Annotated in this window: 15 protein-coding genes; 3 read left to right on the forward strand and 12 right to left on the reverse strand. The window is 65.9% G+C overall.

Annotation, left to right across the window (positions count from 1 at the left end):
- The first annotated feature begins 25 nt into the window (after positions 1–25).
- Positions 26–1,087 (forward strand): GTPase ObgE, encoded by a 1,062-nt coding sequence (obgE, locus tag HN018_RS13215; RefSeq protein ID WP_171836592.1) that lies wholly within the window; start codon positions 26–28, stop codon positions 1,085–1,087.
- A complete protein-coding gene (gene proB / locus HN018_RS13220; RefSeq protein WP_171836593.1) occupies positions 1,084–2,250 on the forward strand; it encodes a glutamate 5-kinase in 1,167 nt (388 codons plus the stop codon). Before obgE ends, proB begins: the two co-directional genes overlap by 4 nt.
- Positions 2,251–2,649: 399 nt before the next feature.
- Here proB and HN018_RS13225 read toward each other — a convergent pair whose 3' ends face one another.
- From HN018_RS13225 to HN018_RS13275, 11 genes are all read right to left on the reverse strand, one after another.
- Positions 2,650–3,042: a luciferase domain-containing protein gene (locus HN018_RS13225; RefSeq protein ID WP_171836594.1), complete on the reverse strand. Its 393-nt coding sequence runs from the start codon at positions 3,040–3,042 to the stop codon at positions 2,650–2,652.
- Positions 3,043–3,152: 110 nt separating this feature from the next.
- Positions 3,153–3,659, reverse strand: coding sequence for a hypothetical protein (locus HN018_RS13230; RefSeq protein ID WP_171836595.1), 507 nt, complete (start codon positions 3,657–3,659; stop codon positions 3,153–3,155).
- Between the two features lie 576 nt (positions 3,660–4,235).
- Entirely contained in the window at positions 4,236–5,411 is a 1,176-nt protein-coding gene (locus HN018_RS13235) for a phytanoyl-CoA dioxygenase family protein (protein ID WP_171836596.1), read from the reverse strand.
- 289 nt (positions 5,412–5,700) lie between these two features.
- Entirely contained in the window at positions 5,701–6,597 is an 897-nt protein-coding gene (locus HN018_RS13240; protein ID WP_171836597.1) for an HpcH/HpaI aldolase/citrate lyase family protein, read from the reverse strand.
- Positions 6,594–7,046, reverse strand: coding sequence for a MaoC family dehydratase (locus HN018_RS13245; protein WP_171836598.1), 453 nt, complete (start codon positions 7,044–7,046; stop codon positions 6,594–6,596). The genes HN018_RS13240 and HN018_RS13245 overlap by 4 nt, the downstream gene beginning before the upstream one ends.
- Positions 7,036–8,919, reverse strand: a complete 1,884-nt coding sequence (locus HN018_RS13250) for an acetyl/propionyl/methylcrotonyl-CoA carboxylase subunit alpha (protein ID WP_171836599.1) — start codon at positions 8,917–8,919, stop codon at positions 7,036–7,038. Before HN018_RS13250 ends, HN018_RS13245 begins: the two co-directional genes overlap by 11 nt.
- A gap of 7 nt (positions 8,920–8,926) precedes the next feature.
- Positions 8,927–10,552: a carboxyl transferase domain-containing protein gene (locus HN018_RS13255; RefSeq protein ID WP_171836600.1), complete on the reverse strand. Its 1,626-nt coding sequence runs from the start codon at positions 10,550–10,552 to the stop codon at positions 8,927–8,929.
- Positions 10,549–11,736: an isovaleryl-CoA dehydrogenase gene (locus HN018_RS13260; RefSeq protein WP_171836601.1), complete on the reverse strand. Its 1,188-nt coding sequence runs from the start codon at positions 11,734–11,736 to the stop codon at positions 10,549–10,551. Before HN018_RS13260 ends, HN018_RS13255 begins: the two co-directional genes overlap by 4 nt.
- An 86-nt stretch (positions 11,737–11,822) precedes the next feature.
- Positions 11,823–13,055 (reverse strand): dihydrolipoamide acetyltransferase family protein, encoded by a 1,233-nt coding sequence (locus HN018_RS13265; protein WP_171836602.1) that lies wholly within the window; start codon positions 13,053–13,055, stop codon positions 11,823–11,825.
- Between the two features lie 2 nt (positions 13,056–13,057).
- A complete protein-coding gene (locus HN018_RS13270; RefSeq protein ID WP_171836603.1) occupies positions 13,058–14,071 on the reverse strand; it encodes an alpha-ketoacid dehydrogenase subunit beta in 1,014 nt (337 codons plus the stop codon).
- Between the two features lie 2 nt (positions 14,072–14,073).
- The gene (locus HN018_RS13275) at positions 14,074–15,303 is read right to left on the reverse strand and encodes a 3-methyl-2-oxobutanoate dehydrogenase (2-methylpropanoyl-transferring) subunit alpha (RefSeq protein ID WP_171836604.1); all 1,230 of its coding nucleotides are present in this window, start codon (positions 15,301–15,303) and stop codon (positions 14,074–14,076) included.
- A gap of 145 nt (positions 15,304–15,448) precedes the next feature.
- On the opposite strand from HN018_RS13275, the gene HN018_RS13280 reads away from it, so the two are divergent.
- Complete coding sequence (locus tag HN018_RS13280; protein ID WP_171836605.1) at positions 15,449–15,901, forward strand: Lrp/AsnC family transcriptional regulator; 453 nt, start codon at positions 15,449–15,451, stop codon at positions 15,899–15,901.
- 54 nt (positions 15,902–15,955) lie between these two features.
- Here HN018_RS13280 and HN018_RS13285 read toward each other — a convergent pair whose 3' ends face one another.
- A complete protein-coding gene (locus HN018_RS13285; RefSeq protein ID WP_204259524.1) occupies positions 15,956–17,011 on the reverse strand; it encodes a threonine aldolase family protein in 1,056 nt (351 codons plus the stop codon).
- Between the last annotated feature and the right edge of the window lie 6 nt (positions 17,012–17,017).

The raw sequence follows: 17,017 nt of genomic DNA on the forward strand, positions 1-17,017 counted from the left end.
GCCGGCGCGTTATCGGACCAGTGAAATGAAGTTTCTCGACCAGGCCAAGATCTACGTAAAGTCCGGTGACGGTGGCGACGGCGCCATCGCCTTCCGTCGCGAGAAGTACGTCGAGTTCGGCGGCCCGGACGGCGGCACCGGCGGGCGCGGCGGCGACATCACCTTCGAGGCGGTCGCCAACCTCAACACGCTGATCGACTTCCGCTACACCCAGCATTTCCGCGCCCGCAAGGGCGGCAACGGCTCGGGGTCCGATCGCACCGGCGCCGGCGCCGACAACGTCGTGATCAAGGTGCCGATCGGCACGCAGATCTTCGACGAGAGCAAGGACCTGCTGCTCGCTGACCTCGACGAGGCCGGCAAGAAGATCCTGCTCTGCAAGGGCGGCGACGGCGGCCATGGCAACGCGAACTTCAAGACCAGCACCAACCGCGCACCGCGCCGCGCCGACAAGGGCTGGCCCGGCGAGGAACGCTGGATCTGGCTGCGGCTGAAGCTGATCGCCGACGCCGGACTGATCGGACTGCCCAATGCCGGCAAGTCCACCTTCCTGTCGGTGGCGTCCGCGGCCCGGCCGAAGATCGCCGACTATCCGTTCACCACCCTGCACCCGCAGCTCGGCGTCGTTCGGCTGTCGGACTCCGAGGAGTTCGTGCTCGCCGACATCCCGGGTCTGATCGAGGGCGCCCACGACGGCGCCGGCCTCGGTGACCGCTTCCTCGGCCATGTCGAGCGCTGCGCGGTGCTGCTGCACCTGATCGACGGAGCCTCCGGCAATGTGGTCGATGCCTGGCGCACCATCCGCGAGGAGCTGATCGCCTACGGCAACGGCCTGGCCGACAAGCCCGAGATCGTCGCGATCAACAAGACCGATGCGATGACCCCGCAGCAGATCGGCACCCGCCGCCGCGCGCTGGAGAAGGCGACCGGCAATCCGGTGCTAATGCTGTCCGCGGCCACGCATGGGAAAGTGCCCGAGGCGCTGCGCATGCTGCAGGACCGGGTGACCCAGTTCCGCAAGGACGGCGCCCCTGCCCCGCGACGCCGCATCGTCGAAGATGGAGCATCGAGCCGGCTTCCCGAATGAGCGCGCCGGCCGGCGTGATGTTGCCGAATGTCGGTCAGGCCAGGCGGCTTGTGGTCAAGATCGGCAGCACCCTGGTGGTCGATGCCGAGGCTGCCTGTCCGCGCGCAGATTGGCTGGACGGGGTGGCCGCGGACATCGCGGCGCTGCGGGCCCGCGGCGTCGAGGTGATCGTGGTGTCCTCCGGCGCGATCGCGCTGGCGCGGCATACGCTGGGGCTGGTGCGGCCCGTGCTGCGGCTCGAGGAGAAACAGGCGGCCGCCGCGGTCGGGCAGATCCGCCTCGCGCATGCCTGGAGCATGGCGCTGTCGGCGCACGGACTGGTCGCGGCGCAGCTTCTGCTGACCCCCGGGGATACCGAGGACCGGCGCCGCTACCTCAATGCGCGGGCGACGCTGTCGACCCTGCTCGGGCTCGGCTGCATCCCGGTGATCAACGAAAACGACACCATCGCCACCGCCGAGATCCGCTTCGGTGACAATGACCGGCTGGCGGCCCGCGTCGCCGAGATGATCCAGGCCGACCAGCTGGTGCTGCTATCCGACATTGACGGCCTCTACACCGCCGATCCCAGGCGCCAGCCGGACGCGCGGCATATCCCGGTGGTGCGCGCTCTCACCCCCGAGATCGAGGCGATGGGCGGCGCCCCACCACCCGGCTACTCGTCCGGCGGCATGCGCACCAAGCTGCTGGCCGCTGGCATCGCCACGCGGGCCGGGTGTGCGATGGCGATCGGGCTGGGCGCGATCGACCATCCGCTGCAAGCCTTGTCCGACGGCGCACGCTGCACCTGGTTCCTGCCGCTGCCCGAGGGACGATCCGCCCGCAAGCGCTGGATCGCCGGCAGCCTGCAACCGGCCGGCAGCTTGGTGATCGATGGCGGCGCCGCGGACGCCCTTGCCCGTGGCAGTTCGCTGCTGCCGGCCGGCGTGTCTTCGGTCGATGGGACGTTCGAGCGCGGGGATCTCGTGCTGATCCTGTCCAGGACGCAGCAACTGCTAGGGCGTGGACTCACCGCCTATGGCAGTGCCGACGCCGCCCGGATCATCGGCCACCGGTCCGATGCGATCGAGGCCCTGCTCGGCTGGCGCGGCCGCGACGAGATGATCCACAGGGACGATCTTGTCCTCGACGCGAGCCCGACGGGTCCGTCTGGCCGTTCGTGACTCGGGTGGCAGACTTGCGAATAGACTGGCGAGACTGCGGCGCTACTGGAAGACAGTTCTGAAACCGTGCGTCTCGGGCACGTGACGGTAATCAGGAACTGGAGCACAGATCGCGTGGGGCCGTGACTATAGGAAGCGTGGAATGCCGCGGCCGCTCGCAGCTTGTCGGCTGCAGAACCCCGGTATCCTTGTCGGCCACGCCGGATATGGAGCTCCAGGCGCTCGTATCTGCGCTGAACCATTACGATCGCAGCATCTGGTCCGATGCGCTTTGCCTGTTGTCCGACCCGGCCCTGTTGATATCCTGGCGGCCTCGCGAGGCTTTCGGCGACCAGCGTCCTCTCAAGGCTTCGGCGTAAGTCCCAGGGTGCAAGTCGACCACACACTGCGTCATCCATGTCAGGCGGCAGGCGCAAGCCGCCCGTAGTTGCGCTGGAACAATGCGATGGCGGCATCCGCTCCAACACGCTGCACCTGTTGTTCGACCCAGCCTTGCTGATAGCGGAACGGTCTGGCGACGCCCTCGTCGACCATCGTCTTCCCGAGGCTCGGGCTGGTCGCCAAGTGGATCGAGCCATCGAGATGGATGTGGCCTAACTCCTCCTCACCGACATAAAAGTCGATCCCATCGACCTCGGACGGGCGGAACGGGTTCCAGTGGGTCGTGGAAATTACCCCCGGCCAGCTGCGGACAATTCGGGCGACAGCGTCCAGGTGCTCGTCGAGGACCGGCGGCGGGCAGACCGGCCCCTTCTCAGTACGTGCCAGGGTTCCTTCTGCGCGCTCAGTCATCGGCATGTCTCCTTGGCGTCTATCCACGTCCGGCAAAAACCCCGGTTGCATCCTGCCGGACGAAGCTTCGGATGCAGCAGGTCCTCAAATGCTTCGCACGAACGGATCGGTCAGCGCGGCGGTGGCCAGCGGAGAGTGGGCTCGGACCGGTTGCGCTCGACCGGACGCGGCTCCGGTTCGCGCGGCGCCCTGAGCGTTCGCCGTGGGCCGTCCTCATCGTCGTAGGAGGCGGGTTCGCGGGAGGACCAGTCATCCGCCGCCCGGGGACGTCGCGGCGCAGGTGCCATTTCGGATGGCGTCGTTGCGAACGGCTTGGACGGTGCTGCGGTCCGGGTCCGGAGCGGCAACGGAGGCAGCGGTGCGCTGGCGATTTCCTTCACGATCGGCTCGGACGGGCGCGCGGGACGACGATCTGCATCGGGAAGGCGCGTGGCCAGCATGCGAAGTTCGGCATGGATGTCGTCGAGTTGCGCCTCGAGGAAGTCCAGCCGGCCCTTCAGGCCGAACACCGCGAACGGCATCATCAGGAAGGCGAGCCCGAACAGGATCGCGATCACGAGGATCATCAGTTGCCCCCACCAGGGCACCCAACTCGGCAGTGGCAGCGTCAGAGGCATGTGTTCACCATACGGACCCGGCAGCGATCTCGCCAGGGCCCGTGACCGCGACTGGCAGGATCGTCAGGACCCCGATCCTGGCCGTCGCTCGCCAGCGGGCCGATGTTCAGGCGGTTGATGCGAATGCAGCGGCGCGGGACGGTGTAGGCGGTATTGCGCGATGGCCTCACCAGCATGCCCTCTGACGCGCAGCACCACTGCAATGAAGGGCCGACCGACCATCGCGGATGTCGAGCCGATGTCGACGGCGACAAGGCGGTCGAACCGCTCGGCCGTCATGCCGGGAATGGTGCCGCGGTGGGTCAGGCCGAGGGCGGGGACCAGGGTGTCAAAGGCGGCAGGCCTCGCGGGTGCCGCCAGCGATCAACGCTTTCGGGGCGTCGGCAAGGTCGGCCTAGGGATTTGGGAGTGCCGCAGGCATCTGGCACGGCGGCGGCGATAGCTTCGCCTGTGGCCCGGGAACGGCCAGGGAATGAGGCCGGCCGCACAACCGGTCGCAAGCACATCAGCGATCGCAGCACCCGGCTCCCCGGGTGCCGCCAGGAACGAGGGCGATCTAACCGTCCAGCATCGCCGTCACGACAGCCGCCGCCCGGCCTGCGCGTGCAAGGCTTCAAGGAAACGGGAGGTGTCCCAGCCTTCGGTCAGGGCTTCACGAACAAGGTCCTGCTGGCTCTGCGGCGCGAGGCCTCCGATCGGTGGGTCGCGGTCGAGGTTGGTGGGGAACGAATACCCCTCTGCGCAGGCAGCAATGGCGTGGTCTATCCCCTGCCCGTCCATCCTGCGCAGCACCGGGTAGAGTGCCGCGATCATGCGGGTGCGGTCGATGCTCTCCATCGCGCGGCCGTAGGCGGAGGAAACCTGCAGCAGGTTGGCCATCCGGCGGATGTCGGCGGAGCGGTTGGTGCCGGCGGCATGCAGCAAGGCCGGATTGAAGAACACGGCATCGCCCTTCCTGAGCGGGAGCTGGACGCAGTTCTCGTTGAACCAGCCACGGATCTCGGGGTCTTGCGCCGCGAGATAGCCGGGGCCGTAAGCTTGGCTGAACGGCATGTAGAGGGTCGGGCCGGATACCAGCGGCATGTCGCAATGGGCGACGGCGCCTTGCAGGGTCAGCATCGGCGAGAACAAATGCACGTGGACCGGGAAACGGGCAACGACCTCGCTGGACTGGAAGCCGAGATGGTAGTCGCGATGCGCGGTCTGGGCGGTGCCGCCGGGATTGACGACATTGATCTGCGACGTGACCTGGTAGCATGGCCCGAGCCAGGCTTCGCTGATCAGCGCGATCATCTCGTTGGCGTAGTAGCGGGCGAAGCTCTCGGGAGATTCGAGGCAGAACTTCTCGAGCGCATTCCAGATGCGGTCGTTGGCACCGGGCTTGGCGAAATGGTCGCCGCCACCCGTCCCGGCGACACGCTGGGCGGCGATCATGCGCTCGAAGGCGGCGGTCGCGGCGTCGACCGGCCCGGTGTCCGGAAAGGCGCCGTCGAGGACGACGATGCCGGGGCCATCGCGCAGCACCCAGATCCATTCGGCCATGATCTGGCGGCGGCCGTCCTCGGTGGCGGCCAGGACGCGCACCTTGTCGCAGTCATAGACCGGCGCGTTGTTGGCGATGCGCGCGGCGAGCGGCACGTCTGTAGCTTCAGTGGTGCGGGCGACGCAGGATCTGAGATCTTCAAGCGTGCAGGAGTCGGGGCCGTAATAGGAACTGGCAGCGCGGATCGCGGGGACGTTGTCGGCTTTCATGATGGCCTCCCTTTGTTGCGGGGAGCATGAGCGTTTGTTGGTAACGAGGGTAGCGGGGGAACCATGCAAGCCAGTTATCACTCAGATATGGCGGCATTGTTGATCCGCTACGGATACGATCATCCCGTCCACCAGCACCGTCGATGCATACGCATGCGCTGAGGAAGTTCGATCATAGATCGGCATCAGTGGCGAAAAAGACCCGGTGGGGCGAACACAGCAATACTGACTGCGGAACAGGAACCGGGAATCTCGCAAAAACGGGGACGCGTAAATGAAGAAAGTAACCTCAGGCGTCGTGCTGTGGCCGCAGACTTTCGTCGGCGGAGGCCAGTATCGCCTGTGCCTGCTTCAGGTGTGGCAGATCCAGCATCCGCCCATCAAGCGACACCGTGCCGGCGGTGGGATTGGCCGCGAACAGCGCAACCACCTGCCGGGCATGCTCCAGTTCCAGCGGCGCCGGCGTGAACGCCGCGTTGATGACCGGCACCTGTCGCGGGTGGATCGCCAGCATGCCGACGAAACCGTCGCGGCGTCCGCGGGCCGCATAGGCCTCCAACCCGGCCGTTTCGCGGAAATCCGGATAGACCGTCTCGATCGGCAATAGTCGCGCGGCCGCGGCGCCGGCCAGGCACAAGGTGCGGGCCATTCGGCACAAATCGCTATAACCGCCATCGGCATTCCGATTAGTGGAAGCTCCCACCGCCGCGGGCAGATCCTCGGCGCCCCAGGTCAGCCCGACCAGCCGGCCGCCGACATCGCGGTAGCTGTCGAGGGTGAACAGGGCGCGCGGTGTTTCGGTAGCGATCGGCAGGATACGAATTTGTCCGGCCGGCAGTCCTGCGGCCGCCTCGAACGCATCGAGGTAATGGCCGAGCCGGATTGCATCCTGAGCACTGTCCGGCTTCGGCAGAACGATCCCATCCGGTCCGGCCGACACGATCGCGGCCAGGTCGGCCAGCGCATGCGGCGTGCCGAGCGGGTTGATCCTGACGAAGATCGACGAAGAACGCGGTGCGGGATGCGCCATCAGGAACTGGTTCACCAGCCGGCGCGCATCCGGCTTGCGCGTCTCGGTCACCGAATCCTCGAGATCCAGGATGACGACATCGGCGCCGATGGCCAGTGCCTTCTCCAGCTTCGAGACCACGTCGCCGGGAACGAACAGCCAGGAGCGGAGCCTCATCCGGGTGTCTTCTGCATAAGGGCGGTGCGCCGGCATTGGCAGACGATCTCGTCGCGCTGGTTTATCGCGCGGTGTTCGAACACCACGATCCCGTTGCTCGGCCGCGATGTGCTGTCACGCATCTCGACCACTATCGTCTCGACCCGTAGCGTATCGCCGACAAAAACCGGCTTCGGCATCACCACCGCGTCGTAGCCGAAATTGGCCACCAGCGTACCGAGCGTGGTGTCGCCGACCGAGATGCCGATCATCAGGCCGAAGGTGAAGATGCCGTTGACGACGATACGGCCGAACTCCGTGGATGCGGCATACTCCGCGTCCAGATGCAGTGGCTGCGGGTTATGGGTCAGCGTGCTGATGAGCAGGTTGTCGGTCTCGGTCACCGTGCGGCGCAAATCATGCTGCACGCTCCAGCCGACTTTAAGCTGGTCGAAATATTTACCGGCCATGGTCGACAACCTCCGGTTCCATTCGGATCAGCATCCGGCCCTCGGTGACCTGTTGCCCGACCTGCGCCGCAACTTCGGCCACGCTACCGGCAAACGGCGCGTACAGGGAGAGCTCCATCTTCATCGCCTCAACGACGATCAGTGCCACGCCCTTCGCGACGCTGTCGCCGACCGCCACGCTCACCGCCACCACACGCCCGGGCATTGGCGAGATCACCGCCCCACTTCCCACCCCCATCTGCGCCTCGGGAGTGCTCGCCAGGGCCGGATCGCGGAAGAGGTACGGCTCGCCGCCCTCGAAGACGACGATCTCGCCATCCTGCTCGAACACTGGCAGCAACTCCGGATGCCGCCCTGGCGGCAGCGTGATCCGCCGGGTTTCGCCATCGTGCCATAGCCAGACATCGATGCGCGGCTCGGCGTTGAGCCGGAACCCGGTTGTGTCTCCGGCGAAACCAGCGAGCCGGCGGCTGGCCGCGGTCTGCAGCGCTGCCGCGGACGGCTGGCTCGGCGGCATCAGCTCCTGCAACCGCACGTCGATGAAGCCGGTATCGATCCGGCCGGCGGCAAAATCGGCATGCGACAGCGCACGGGCGAGGAAACTCGCGTTGGTCTTCACCGGCCAGACCTGGACCTGCCGGCAGGCGGCGGCCAGCGCGGTCGCGGCTTGCGCGCGCGTGGCGGCATGCACGATCAGCTTGGCGATCATCGGATCGTAGAAGCTGGTGACCTCCGACCCCTCCTCGACGGCGCTGTCGACGCGCACTGTGGCAATGGGAAGCCGAAGATGATCAAGCCGCCCGATCGACGGCAGGAACCCAGCCGACGGGCTCTCTGCGTAGAGCCGCGCCTCCATCGCCCAGCCATCGACGCGCAGCTGCTCCTGTGTCAGCGGCAGCCTCTCGCCGGAAGCGACCCGCAGCTGCCACTCCACCAGATCCTGACCTGTGATCGCCTCCGTGACCGGATGCTCGACCTGCAGCCTGGTGTTCATTTCCATGAACCAGATGCGATCGGCGCACAGGCCCTCGCTGGCGTCCGCAATGAACTCGACCGTGCCGGCGCCGCGGTAATTGACCGCCTGCGCCGCCTTGACCGCCGCCGCGCAGACCGCCGCGCGTACGTCTGGGTCCATGCCGGGCGCCGGCGCTTCCTCGATCACCTTCTGGTGCCGGCGCTGCAGCGAGCAGTCCCGTTCGAACAGATGCACCGTGTTGCCGTGATTATCGGCGAAGATCTGAACCTCGATGTGGCGAGGCCGTGCGACATAGGTTTCGATCAGCACCCGGTCGTCGCCGAATGCGGCACTCGCCTCGCGACGGCAGGACGCCAGCAGGGCGGAGAACTCCTCCGGCCGGTCGACCCGTCGCATACCCTTGCCGCCGCCGCCGGAGATGGCCTTGATCAGCACCGGATAGCCGATCCTGGCAGCCTCCGAGGCCAGCCGCGGCTCGCTCTGGTCGTCGCCCAGATAGCCCGGCGTCGTCGGCACGCCGGCGGACGCCATGAGCGACTTGGCGGCGTCCTTGAGGCCCATGGCGCGGATGGAGGAGGGCGGCGGCCCGACCCAGATCAGCCCGGCGGCGATGACGAGATCCGCGAAGGCAGCATTCTCCGATAGGAAGCCGTAGCCGGGATGGACCGCCTCCGCACCCGATATCCGTGCGGCTTCCAGGATGCGATCCGCGACCAGGTAGCTTTCGCGGGCGGGCGGGGGTCCGATCGCGATCGCCTGGTCGGCCTCCGCGACGAACGGTGCGTGCGCGTCGGCTTCCGAGAACACGGCGATGCTGCGGATACCGAGCCGCCGGCAGGTGCGGATGATGCGACGGGCGATTTCGCCGCGATTGGCGATGAGCAGGGAGGAGATCATGTCCGTCCTACATCCGGAACAGGCCGAAGCCGGTCGTGCTCGGGATCGGCGCATTCAGCGCCGCCGAGATCGCCAGGCCCAGCACGTCGCGTGTCTGCACCGGGTCGATGATCCCATCGTCCCAGAGCCGGGCAGTGGCATAGCGCGCGTCTGACTCGACCTCGTAGCGTTCCCGGATCGGCGCCTTGAACGCCTCCTCGTCCTCGACGCTCCAGCTGCCGCCCCTGGCTTCGATGCCGTCGCGACGAACCGTTGCAAGCACGCTGGCCGCCTGCTCGCCGCCCATCACCCCGATCCGCGCGTTGGGCCAGCTGAACAGGAACCTCGGGCTGTAGGCACGGCCGCACATGCCGTAATTGCCGGCCCCGAAGCTGCCGCCGATCAGCACGGTGAATTTGGGAACGGTCGCGGTCGCGACCGCCGTCACCATCTTGGCGCCATCCTTGGCGATGCCACCGGCCTCGTAGCTGCCACCGACCATGAAGCCGGAGATGTTCTGCAGGAACACCAGCGGGGTGCGCCGCTGGCAGGCAAGCTCGATGAAATGCGCCGCCTTCTGCGCGCTCTCGGAAAACAGCACGCCGTTATTGGCCAGAATAGCCACCGGATAGCCGTGAATGCGGGCGAACCCGGTCACCAGCGTCGGGCCATACAGCGGCCGGAATTCGTGCAGGTCGGAGCCGTCGACGATCCGCGCAATCACATCCCGTGCGTCGTACGGTGTGCGCCGGTCGGCCGGCACGATCCCGTAGAGCTCGGCCGGATCATACCGCGGCGGCACTTGTTCGGCGACGTCGATGTCGATGCGCTTGACGGTGTTGAGGCGCGAGACGATGTCGCGCACGATCTGCAACGCATGTTCGTCGGTCTGCGCGACATGATCGACCACGCCGGACTTGCGCGCATGAGTGTCGGCGCCGCCGAGGTCGGTGGCACTGATGATCTCGCCGGTCGCGGCCTTCACCAGTGGCGGGCCGGCCAGGAAGATCGCGCCCTGGCTTTCGGGACCGAGGCCGCGGACGATCACCGCCTCGTCACTCATCGCCGGCATGTAGGCGCCACCGGCGGTGCTGAGACCCATGACGCAGGCGATCTGGGCGATGCCCTGTGCGCTCATGCGGGCCTGGTTGTAGAAGATGCGCCCGAAATGGTCGCGATCGGGAAACACCTCGGCCTGGTGAGGAAGATTCGCGCCGCCGCTATCCACCAGGTAGATGCATGGCAGTCGGTTCTGTTCGGCAATTTCCTGTGCCCGCAGGTGCTTCTTGACCGTCATCGGGAAGTAGGCGCCGCCCTTCACCGTCGGATCGCTGGCAACGATCATCACCTCGCGCCCGCACACCCGGCCGATGCCGGTGATGATCCCGGCCGACGGCGCCTCGTTGTCGTACAGCCCCCATGCCGCCAGCTGGCTAAGTTCGAGGAACGGCGCGCCGGGATCGAGCAGGCGCTCCACCCGATCGCGTGGCAACATCTTGCCGCGTGCGACATGACGGTCGCGCGAGGCCGCCGGGCCGCCCAGGCCGGCAATGCGGACATCCTCGCGCAGCGCTGCCGCAAGGCCACGATTGATTTCGGCATTGCCGGCGAAGGCGGCACTCCCGGGATCGATCGTGCTGATCAGGCGTGTCACCGCGGCGTTGCTCCCTCGATGAGTTCGCGTCCGATCAAGAAGCGACGGATCTCGTTGGTGCCGGCGCCGATGTCATAGAGCTTGGCATCGCGCAGCAGGCGCTCGACAGGCCATTCCCGCGTATAGCCGGCGCCACCCAGCGCCTGGATCGCCTCCAGCGAGGTCTTCACCGCGTTCTCGCTGGCGAGCAGGATCGCCGCTGCCGCATCCGTCCGCGTGGTCTTGCCGGCATCGCAGGCCTTCGCAACTGCGTAGACATAGGCACGCGAGGAGTTCAGCGCCACATACATGTCGGCGATCTTGGCCTGCATGAGCTGGAACCCGCCGATCGGCTTGCCGAACTGTGTACGCTCACGGACATACGGCAGGCAGACATCGAGGCAAGCCTGCATGATGCCGAGCGGCCCACCGGCCAAAACGGCACGCTCGTAATCGAGACCGGACATCAGTATCTTCACGCCCTGGCCTTCCTCTCCCATGATCTGCTCGGCGAAGATCTCGCAATCCTGGAACACCAGCTCGGCAGTGTCGCTGCCGCGCATGCCCATCTTGTCGAGCTTCTTCGACACCGTAAAACCAGGCGTGGCCTTCTCGACCAGGAACGCGGTGATCCCTCTCGGGCCGGCGCTCGGATCGGTTTTCGCATACACCACCAGCACATCGGCATGCGGGGCATTGGTGATCCAGAACTTGGTGCCGTTCAGCACGAAGCGGTCGCCGCGCCGTTCGGCTTTCAGCCGCATCGACACGACGTCCGAACCCGAACCCGCCTCGGACATGGCGAGCGCGCCGACATGCTCGCCGGAGATCAGCCCCGGCAGGTATTTGCGCTTCTGCGCCTCGGTTCCCCAGCGGCGGATCTGGTTGATGCAGAGGTTCGAATGCGCGCCATAGCTCAGCCCGACGGAGGCGGAAGCCCGCGACACCTCTTCCATCGCGACGACATGCTCGAGATAGCCGAGCCCGAGGCCGCCGTGTTCCTCCTCGACGGTGATGCCGTGCAGCCCGAGCGCACCCATCTCGGGCCAGAGCCAACGCGGAAAGTTGTTGGTCTCGTCGATCTCCCGGGCAACCGGCGCAATCCGGTCGGCGGCAAATCTTGCCGTGGTCTCACGGATCGCATCCGCATTCTCGCCGAGCGAGAATTCAAGGCCGGTGCTGCTGGAATTCAAGCCGGATGGCATTGCCGGACCTCGTGTTGAAGGGTGGATATGGAACGCGATCGCTGCTGACGCAGGCAACATCAGTCTTGGACATTCGGTTTATGGAGTTACACGAACAGCAGCGCCGGCCGCTCGATCAGCCGCTTGAGGCCCTGCACGAACCGGGCGGCATCGAAGCCGTCGACAATGCGGTGGTCGAACGAAGAGGAGACGTTCATCATCGTCCGGATGACGATCTGCCCGTTGATCACCATCGGCCGGTCCATCAGCTTGTTTGGCCCGATGATCGCAACCTCGGGATGGTTGATCACCGGCGTTGCGGAGACGCCGCCGAGTGCCCCGAGACTTGTGAGGGTGATCGTCGAGCCGGCCAGGTCCTCGCGCCGGGCGCTGCCATCCCGCGCGGTCCGGACGACGCGTTCGAGCGCCACGGCGCTCTGCCACAGATCGAGCGCCTCGGCGTGGCGAACGACGGGAACCAGCAGGCCGCCTTCGGTCTGGGTGGCGATGCCGACATGCACGCCGTCATAGGTGCGCAGGATCCCGGCCTCGTCGTCGAACCGGGCGTTCACCTGCGGGAACTGCGGCACCGTCCGCACCAGGGCACGCATGAAGAACGGCAACAATGTCAGCTTGGGCTGATGCGCGGCCTTGCCGGCATTGAGTTCCCGGCGCAGCGCCTCGAGTTCGGTCAGGTCGAATTCCTCGACATAGCCGAAATGCGGGATGCGGCGCTTTGCCTCCTGCATCCGCTCCGCAATCCGGCGGCGCAGGCCGACGATCCTGATCTCCTTGATCCCGGCCTCGACCGACACCGTCTCGGCCGGGAGCACCTCGTCGCGCCGCGCAACATAAGCGTCCAGATCCTCCGGCGTGATGCGACCATCGGGGCCGGTGGCGGGTACGAGCTTCAGGGCAATTCCGAGCGCGTCGGCGCGATGGCGGGTGGCCGGCGCGGCGAGCGGTGCCTCGACGTGTTCGCCAATCGGAGCCGGAGCCGCCACTGCGGCGATCACCTCGGGCAGTGTGGGAGTTTCCGGACCTTCCAGAGCGTCCACGGGCAGACCCGCCGTCACGTCGGGCGCCTGGTCGCCGGCGCCGTCGAGCCGCAGCTCGATCAGCGGCGCCCCGACCGGCACCATCTGGCCGATCTCGCCGTATAGCGCGATCACGACCCCCGAGACCGGGGTGGTCATCTCGACGGTCGCCTTGTCGGTCATGATGTCGATCGTTGGCTGATCTTCCTCGATCCGATCACCGACGCCCACGTGCCAGACAACGATTTCCGCCTCGGCGACACCTTCGCCGACATCCGGCAGGCGAATGACGTAATTATCCATCGTCAACCCTTCAGGGTGCGTTGCATAGCCACGACCACGCGGTCGGGGCCGAGAAAATAATCGCGTTCGAAGGCGTGAGGATACGGCGTGTCCCAACCTGCTACCCGCTCGATCGGCGCCTCGAGATGATAGAAGCAGCGCTCCTGCACCAGCGCCGACAACTCCGCGCCGAAGCCGGCGAAGCGCGAGGCCTCATGCACGATCACGCAGCGCCTGGTTTTGCGCACCGACTGGAGGATGCTGTCGAGATCGAGCGGCACGATGCTGCGGAGGTCGATCACCTCCGCATCGATACCGCTTTCCTCGACGGCGGAGAGCGCCACATGCACCATCGTGCCATAGGCCAGCACCGTGACGGCGGCACCATGACGGGCGATCGCCGCTTTTCCGAGCGGCACCGTGTAGTACCCTTCCGGCACCTCGCTTGCCGGATGCTGCGCCCAGTTGCTGACCGGTCGATCGAAACGACCATCGAACGGACCGTTATAGATACGTTTCGGCTCCAGGAAGATGACCGGATCGTCATCCTCGATCGCGGCGATCAGCAGACCCTTTGCGTCGTAGGGGTTGGACGGAATGACGGTCTTGAGCCCCGATACATGCGCGAAGATCGCCTCCGGGCTTGAGCTGTGCGTCTGGCCTCCGAATATCCCGCCGCCATAGGGAGAGCGTACCGTGATCGGCGCCCAGAACTCGCCGCCTGATCGATAACGCAGCCGCGCCGCCTCCGACACGAGCTGGTCATAGGCCGGCAAGATGTAGTCGGCGAACTGGATCTCCACCACCGGCCGGAGCCCGTATGCCCCCATGCCAATCGCCGTGGCGACGATGCCGCCTTCCGAGATCGGCGCATCAAAGCAGCGGGCGACGCCGTGCCGCTCCGCCAACCCGTCGGTGACGCGAAACACCCCACCGAAATAACCGACATCCTCCCCGAAGATGAGAACGTCGGGGTCACGCCCGAGCATCACGTCGAGCGCCGAATTGATCGCCCGGACCATGTTCATTGTCGCCATGATCAGCAGCCCATCTCGCGGCGTTGCTCGACGATGCGCCAGTCGGCTTCCTTGTAGACATCCTCGAAGATCTCGCTGGTGTCCGGCTTGGATTGTCCGAGCGTGCCGACCGCCTCGCCGGATTTCGCCGCTGCACGCACTGCCTGCCGCACCGCCGCCTCGAGCTCCTCGTGCTGTGCGTCCGACCAATCGCCGAGCCCGATCAGGTGCGTCTTCAGCCGGTCGACCGGATCGCCCAGCGGCCAGTGCGCAGCCTCGTCCGCCGGGCGATACCGGGTGGGATCATCACTCGTGGAATGGCCCGCCACGCGGTATGTGAAGAACTCGATCAATGTCGCGCCGCCATTGCTCCGCGCCCGGTCGGCCGCCCAACGCGTTGCGGCGTGCACGGCCAGGAAGTCGTTCCCATCGACCCGCAGCCCGGGCAGGCCATATCCGATCGCCCGTGCCGCGAACGTCGTTTCGTTACCCCCGGCAATGCCCTGGAACGACGAGATCGCCCACTGGTTATTGGTCACGCACAGAATGACCGGTGCACGATAGACCGAGGCGAATGTCAGCGCCTCATGGAAGTCGCCCTCCGCCGTTGTACCCTCACCGATAAACGAGATCGCGATCTTGTGGTCGCCCTTGTAGGCCGACGCCATCGCCCAGCCCACCGCATGGCCGAAACGGCTGCCGACATTGCCGGACAGCGAATAGAACCCGTATTTCCGTGCCGAGTACAGGATAGGCAGCTGCCTGCCTTTCAACGGGTCGTCGGCGTTCGAAAAGATCTGGTTGATCAGGTCGAGCAGGGGATAGTCCCGCGCCATGAGGTAGCTGACCATTCGATATGTCGGGAAGCACATGTCGTCCCGACCCAGCACCATCGATGTCGCGGCGCCGACAGCCTCCTCGCCGGTCGACGTCATGTAGAACGACGACTTTCCCTGCCGGTGCGACTGGAACATTCGCGAATCGAATGCACGGGTCAGCATCATTGCCCGGAGGCCGCGCAGCAGCTCGGAAGGACTCAGCCCTGGATCCCACGGACCCACCGCGCCGCCTTCGTCATCCAGCACCCGCACCAGGCCATACGGCATGTCCCGCAGATCGGGTTCTGCCGCGAGCACGTCAGGGCGCCGCGTCGAGCCCGCGGGCGGAACAACGATGTGGCTGAAGTCGGGACTGTCGCCAGGCCTGACCGCAGGAACCGGGACGTGAAACCTGAGCGGGGGCCAGTTGGACATGCCGGAGTGATCCCTGGAGGCAAGACAGCTTCCGATCCGGACTCTCGCACCGATTACCCTATCGAGGAATTGCTTTTAACGGCGCCGCGCGGCAGACCAGCGCAATAGAAAGCGCGAAAAGCGCTCTGAAGGAGGAGGATATTGCATGGACGAGCTCGACCTCAGAATTCTTCGGCTGCTACAGGAGCTCCCGGGCATCTCCGCGGCCGACTTGGCGCAGAAGGTCGGGCTGTCGCACACGCCGTGCTGGCGCCGGGTGAAACAGCTCGAGGCCAGCGGCGCGATCCTGGAGCGTGCGGTCATCCTGAACCCGCGGGTCATGGGGCTCGACATCACCGTCTTTGCCAATGTCAGGCTCAAGGTGCACGACGAGGAAACCCTGGTGGCGCTGGAGCAGGCGGCACACGACCGGGGAGAGATCGTCGATTGCTTCTCGATGAGTGGAGAAAGCGACTACATCCTGCGTATCGTCGTCCCGAGCATCGAAAGCTACGAGCAGTTCCTCAAGAAGGTACTGCTGCACTTCCCGGGAGTGGCATCGGTCAGTTCGCATTTTGCTTTGAAATGCGTCAAGAAGACAACGAAACTTCCCATCTAGCATTGGCCGCATGTATGCTTGTTGTTGCCGGCGTTGATCCTGATCCCAGGTTTGCTAGCCTGGCTGGGCACCCGCGAGATCGCGCAGATCGGCGGCGAGCGCTTGCACGTTTCGCATTTCCGCGTCCCAGGCAAACATGAAACGGGCCCCGCCGCCGATGAAGGTGTAGAACCGCCAGCCGCGGGCTCGCATCGCATCGACCAGTTCCGGCGCCAGCCTGAGAAACACGCTGTTGGCCTGAACCGGGAACATCAGTACCACCCCGGGCAGGTCCGCGATCTCGGCCGCGAAATACTGCGAGCAGGCATTGCCATGCTGGGCATTGCGTAACCAGGCGCCGGTCTCCAACATCCGGACCCAGGGTGCGGACAGGAACCGCATCTTGGAGGCAAGTTGGCCGGCCTGCTTGCAGCGATAATCGAAATCCTGCGCCAGCGACCGATTGAAGAAAATGATGGCCTCGCCGACTGCCATTCCATTCTTCGTGCCACCAAAGCACAGCACGTCGATGCCGGCGCGCCAGGTGATGTCCGCCGGGCTGCACCCCAGCGATGCGCAGGCATTGGCGAAGCGTGCGCCGTCCATATGCAGGTTGAGGCCGAGATCGCGGCATGTCGCCGAAATAGCCTGCAACTCCTCGATGCTGTAGATCTGCCCGGTCTCGGTGGGCTGGCTGATCGTCACCACGCGCGGCTTCGGGAAATGGATGTCCTTGCGGTTCGACGCGATCCTGGCGATCGCCGCCGGGGTCAGCTTGCCGTCCTCGCTCGGCGCTGCCAACAGCTTGGAGCCGTTCGAAAAGAACTCCGGCGCGCCGCACTCGTCGGTCTCGACATGGGCCACGTCTGAACAGATGACCCCGTGATAGGACTGGCACAGGGCAGCGAGTGCGAGCGAGTTCGCCGCGGTGCCGTTGAAGGCAAAAAAGACCTCGCAATCGGTCTTGAACAGGTCCCGGAAGGCATCCGCTGCCCTGGCCGTCCAGCTGTCGTCGCCATAGGCCGGCTCGTGCCCGACATTGGCAGTAGCCATGGCCTCCCACGCCTCGGGGCACATCCCGGCATAATTGTCGCTGGCAAATTGTTGGGCGATGTCGACCATCTTATCCATGACGAG

This window comes from Lichenicola cladoniae (assembly GCF_013201075.1).
Classification (GTDB): Bacteria; Pseudomonadota; Alphaproteobacteria; order Acetobacterales; family Acetobacteraceae; genus Lichenicola; species Lichenicola cladoniae.

What these genes read in the sequence shown, in the direction of transcription:
- HN018_RS13285 (WP_204259524.1), bottom strand. Translation starts at nt 17,011, where the DNA reads ATGGATAAGATGGTCGACATCGCCCAACAATTTGCCAGCGACAATTAT.
- HN018_RS13250 (WP_171836599.1), bottom strand. Translation starts at nt 8,919, where the DNA reads ATGATCTCCTCCCTGCTCATCGCCAATCGCGGCGAAATCGCCCGTCGC.
- HN018_RS13240 (WP_171836597.1), bottom strand. Translation starts at nt 6,597, where the DNA reads ATGAGGCTCCGCTCCTGGCTGTTCGTTCCCGGCGACGTGGTCTCGAAG.
- proB (WP_171836593.1), top strand. Translation starts at nt 1,084, where the DNA reads ATGAGCGCGCCGGCCGGCGTGATGTTGCCGAATGTCGGTCAGGCCAGG.
- HN018_RS13260 (WP_171836601.1), bottom strand. Translation starts at nt 11,736, where the DNA reads ATGCCATCCGGCTTGAATTCCAGCAGCACCGGCCTTGAATTCTCGCTC.
- HN018_RS13275 (WP_171836604.1), bottom strand. Translation starts at nt 15,303, where the DNA reads ATGTCCAACTGGCCCCCGCTCAGGTTTCACGTCCCGGTTCCTGCGGTC.
- HN018_RS13245 (WP_171836598.1), bottom strand. Translation starts at nt 7,046, where the DNA reads ATGGCCGGTAAATATTTCGACCAGCTTAAAGTCGGCTGGAGCGTGCAG.
- HN018_RS13225 (WP_171836594.1), bottom strand. Translation starts at nt 3,042, where the DNA reads ATGACTGAGCGCGCAGAAGGAACCCTGGCACGTACTGAGAAGGGGCCG.
- HN018_RS13270 (WP_171836603.1), bottom strand. Translation starts at nt 14,071, where the DNA reads ATGGCGACAATGAACATGGTCCGGGCGATCAATTCGGCGCTCGACGTG.
- HN018_RS13230 (WP_171836595.1), bottom strand. Translation starts at nt 3,659, where the DNA reads ATGCCTCTGACGCTGCCACTGCCGAGTTGGGTGCCCTGGTGGGGGCAA.
- HN018_RS13265 (WP_171836602.1), bottom strand. Translation starts at nt 13,055, where the DNA reads ATGGATAATTACGTCATTCGCCTGCCGGATGTCGGCGAAGGTGTCGCC.
- HN018_RS13235 (WP_171836596.1), bottom strand. Translation starts at nt 5,411, where the DNA reads ATGAAAGCCGACAACGTCCCCGCGATCCGCGCTGCCAGTTCCTATTAC.
- obgE (WP_171836592.1), top strand. Translation starts at nt 26, where the DNA reads ATGAAGTTTCTCGACCAGGCCAAGATCTACGTAAAGTCCGGTGACGGT.
- HN018_RS13280 (WP_171836605.1), top strand. Translation starts at nt 15,449, where the DNA reads ATGGACGAGCTCGACCTCAGAATTCTTCGGCTGCTACAGGAGCTCCCG.